The organism is Fusobacterium mortiferum ATCC 9817 (assembly GCF_000158195.2).
In the GTDB taxonomy this organism is placed as follows: domain Bacteria; phylum Fusobacteriota; class Fusobacteriia; order Fusobacteriales; family Fusobacteriaceae; genus Fusobacterium_A; species Fusobacterium_A mortiferum.
Genome location: NZ_GL987988.1, coordinates 778,094 through 780,114 on the forward strand (window position 1 = coordinate 778,094; position 2,021 = coordinate 780,114).

Below are 2,021 nucleotides of genomic sequence, written 5' to 3' on the forward strand. Positions count from 1 at the left end.
TAATTACAGAATTTAAATGGTATTTCTTTCCCTAATTATTTAAAATTAAAAAAAGTTAATAGCAAAACATATACAGCAGAGTTTGATTGCGAAGTAAAACCTTTATTTTATATTTCAAGAGGAACTGCCATAATCAAAATTAACAATATTGAAGTTGGAGCAATTTATCATGACTATGGAGGTAGAGTTCCCACTTCTTACTTTTTAAGAAAAAATGATGTAATAACAGTGGATGCCAATGTTGATAATACCTTTTATGTTACTCCATTATTATAATTACAGAATTTCATTAATGTTGGAACAAGTTATTGTTATATAGGAGGTATCTTAATCCAATGGGGAACATTAAGCGGATTGAAAGCTAATACTACTATTTACCAAACTTTTCCTAAAGCATTTAAAAATACTAATTATTCTGTTGTATATCAAAAAATTAGTGCTGACCACAGCAATAATACTCCTATGAAAACTTCTGTAAAAGAAACAACTAGATTTGGAGTATATTCTTATGGAGTTTCTAGTGTAGACTGGTTAGCAATAGGGGTTTAATATCCGATTGCTAACCAAGGAATAGATCTTGGCTTCGAACTAGTTCCAAAGTTCATATCATTAAAATAAAAATATTCATTAGTCCAACTTATAGTAGGATTAGCACCAGCAGTAACAATTGTAAAACAGGTATTAAATTTCACTGGAAAAGTTACTTTACTAGAACCAGATTTACCCCACTGTAATAACAGTTTTCCAATATAACAATAATTACTGTTCATTGTAGTTAAATTCTGTAATTTAAAATTTGATACAATATAGTGTCAAAATTAAATTACAGGAGGATTTTAACAAAATGGAAAAATTTAACAAAGCTAATATGGAAGTTTATCAAATGTATTTAGAGAGTAACAAGGCAAGGAATTATGAAACATTGAATACAACTTATAGAGTGTATGAAAGTAATATGAAGCAGTATATGAAATATCTTCAAAAGTATGAAGGTAATAGATTATTATTAAGTGATAGTACAATAAAAAATTGTGTATCTATTTTAGAGAGATATATAAATCATTGTAGGGAAGCTGGAAACAATAATCAAACAATAAATAATAAGCTTACAGCTATCTCAAGTTTTTATATATGGTGTGTGAAAAGAGATTTAATATCACATCACCCATTTCAACATAAACTTGATAGATTAAAAAAAGGTAGTTTTGACAAGAGAAGGGAAAGCTATTATCTTACAATAGAGGACATAATCAAAGCTAGAATACTTATGCAACACAATTCAAAGAAATTTGATATTCAATCTAGGTTACTTTGGGAATTATTCTTAGAAAGTGCTAATAGAATTTCAGCAATACAAAATCTAAAGATTTCACAATTAAACTTAAAAGAGGGGTATTTTAAAGATGTAAAAGAAAAAGGTAATAAGATAGTTGATGTAATTTTTCTTGATAACACTGAAAAGGTATTACAAGAATGGCTAGAATATAGAAAAGAAAATAATTTAGTATCAGATTATCTATTTATAACAAAGGAAGGTGGACAATGTAGACAGATGGCTCAATCTACTATTAGAAGTAGAATAAAAAAGATAGGAGAGTTATTAGGAAATGATAAGTTATATCCTCATACTCTTAGAAAAACAGCTATAAACCTTTTAAAGAATATAGCAGATATAAATACAGCTTCTGAATTTGCTAATCATAATAATATAAATACTACTAGAGAACATTATATTAAAGCAAGAACTGGAGCAGAAAATAGAGAAAAAATCAGACAATTAAAGAGAGAAAAAGGTCTAATTTAAGCCTAAAAAATTGAATAAATTATTGAATTTCATCAAAATTTAATAAGATTTAAAATATAAAAAGCTTTATAAAATATAGATTTCTAAACTTTCGAAATAAATTAGTAAATACTCTTTGAAGTAAGAGCAATTTTTATCAAAAATTATAGAAAGTTAAATAAAATAAGACTTCTTAATCTTTAAAAAATTTTAGTTTATGCATAAATTCAATAATTTA

At 26.0% G+C, this 2,021-nt stretch carries 3 protein-coding genes; 2 read left to right on the forward strand and 1 reads right to left on the reverse strand.

The window, feature by feature from the left end; all coding sequences use genetic code 11:
• The first annotated feature begins 330 nt into the window (after positions 1-330).
• Entirely contained in the window at positions 331-549 is a 219-nt protein-coding gene (locus tag FMAG_RS04755; RefSeq protein WP_455737457.1) for a gp53-like domain-containing protein, read from the forward strand.
• On the opposite strand, the gene FMAG_RS13770 is transcribed toward FMAG_RS04755, so the two are convergent.
• Positions 546-770, reverse strand: a complete 225-nt coding sequence (locus FMAG_RS13770; RefSeq protein ID WP_040493610.1) for a gp53-like domain-containing protein — start codon at positions 768-770, stop codon at positions 546-548. The two genes, FMAG_RS04755 and FMAG_RS13770, sit on opposite strands and share 4 nt — an antisense overlap.
• 74 nt (positions 771-844) lie before the next feature.
• Between FMAG_RS13770 and FMAG_RS04765 the strand changes: the two genes are divergently transcribed.
• Positions 845-1,804 carry a tyrosine-type recombinase/integrase gene (locus tag FMAG_RS04765; RefSeq protein WP_005884554.1) on the forward strand — a complete coding sequence of 320 codons (960 nt, stop codon included), beginning with the start codon at positions 845-847 and terminating at the stop codon, positions 1,802-1,804.
• Positions 1,805-2,021 lie beyond the last annotated feature (217 nt).

Excerpts from the sequence above, each read along its gene's own strand:
- FMAG_RS13770 (WP_040493610.1), bottom strand. The coding sequence starts at position 770 with ATGAACAGTAATTATTGTTATATTGGAAAACTGTTATTACAGTGGGGT.
- FMAG_RS04765 (WP_005884554.1), top strand. The coding sequence starts at position 845 with ATGGAAAAATTTAACAAAGCTAATATGGAAGTTTATCAAATGTATTTA.